Raw genomic sequence first — 1,445 nt, 5'->3', positions numbered from 1 at the left:
GGTTAGTAGCCAGGAGACCAGTGATAATACTGCTACTAAAACGAATCAAGATAGTAATAATGCTACAGAAAACAATACTGGAGAATCCTCAACTATAAAAGGTAGCAATCAGGCGAGTGCTGTTCACAAAAATAGTAATCAGCAAAACTCAACTAATTCAAATACAGTCTCCGACGAAGCTTTTGTTACTAAAGATACAGCAGCTCTAGTAATGGCTGACTACATAAATGGACTGACAACTGCAATTAATACGGGGCAGTTCAGTGAGGTTGCACATGTTTTAAAAGGTTCGTTATATAATGACCAACAATCATTGGTAAGCCACTTATATAAGAAGGGTATTAAAGAGAACTGGGTAGATTATTCTGTAGTGAATTTTACGAAAGCAGGTAATTCTTCTGATGGGCCTCTTTATAAAATACAAACTGTAGAGACTGTATCTGTTAGACAACCAGATGGATCTCAAAAAACAAATAAATACAATTGGATGTACACAGCAGTGCTTATCAATAATCAATTATACTTAACTAATATAGCTAAAAATGGGCCAATTACTACTGTATCAAAGACTGGTCCAACTACAAGCACTTCATCAACAAATAGTTCAGATACAACGATAACTAATAGCAAAAAAGCTTATTATTTAGATTTACTAGAACAGACCAGATCTAGTGAAGTACAACCAGTTAATGATCAGATCGATGGCGACAGAAGACAGGCTTCTGGAGCTAATTATCAAATGTGGGACAAGGTGCTGAACGATATCTATGGTGAATTAAAGAACCAATTACCTGCATCGGAAATGAATGACCTAAAAATCAAACAACGTCAATGGATTAAAGATAGAGATGCTGCTTCTCAAAAAGAATTGAAAGAATCTGGAGGAGGAACTTTAGCTTATGCTGAAGAAGCTCCATGATGTCCTACTTTAAGTACATCTGCACGCAATGTTTTCTTCGCCTTAATCATRTCTGCTTCTGCTTTTGTTTCAGCATCACCTGTAAATAAAAATGTATTCTTCTTATAAGCCATGTGTACAACAGCACTCCAGTCATTTAAATCACTGTTGGCATATGTTTTGGTAGGTCCTACGATTTGAGCATTAACTTCTTTAACAGGTAGTTTTACGCCTGCTTGTGCCGTTTTAATCGTTAATCTTTTCTTTTTTACAGCATTTAAAAAGTCTTTGTATGCTTGTGTGTTATTGCTTACTTTTGGTGCGTAGACATTTTCTACTTTAAATGCATTAATAACTTCATCTAATCCACCAATATGATCAGCATCAGGATGAGTAGAAATTAACACTTCTATATCATCGACTTTTTGTTTCTTTAAATAACTTACAACGGCATTTCCTTTTCCTTTGTTTCCCCCATCAATTAGAATGTCCTCACCATTGGGTGTCGGTCAAGGAGATAGTCTCTATATTAAGGCACCCAATGGTG

General features: G+C 35.7%; 1 protein-coding gene and 1 pseudogene. One reads left to right on the top strand and one right to left on the bottom strand.

Translation table 11 applies throughout. The features are described from left to right. Nucleotides 1-211: 211 nt before the first annotated feature. Nucleotides 212-919: a lysozyme inhibitor LprI family protein gene (locus AC1DRF_RS27590; RefSeq protein ID WP_477742256.1), complete on the top strand. Its 708-nt coding sequence runs from the start codon at nt 212-214 to the stop codon at nt 917-919. Here AC1DRF_RS27590 and AC1DRF_RS27585 read toward each other — a convergent pair. Beyond that, nucleotides 901-1,401 (bottom strand): annotated as a pseudogene (locus tag AC1DRF_RS27585) (MBL fold metallo-hydrolase); the annotation flags it as partial. The gene AC1DRF_RS27590 and the pseudogene AC1DRF_RS27585 overlap by 19 nt on opposite strands. Nucleotides 1,402-1,445 lie beyond the last annotated feature (44 nt).

The sequence above is a fragment of the Priestia sp. P5_B4 genome (genome assembly GCF_056400385.1).
Note: the sequence above shows the minus strand (reverse complement) of the source record. Positions and strands in the feature narration are given on the sequence as shown.

What these genes read in the sequence shown, in the direction of transcription:
- AC1DRF_RS27590 (WP_477742256.1), top strand. Translation starts at nt 212, where the DNA reads ATGGCTGACTACATAAATGGACTGACAACTGCAATTAATACGGGGCAG.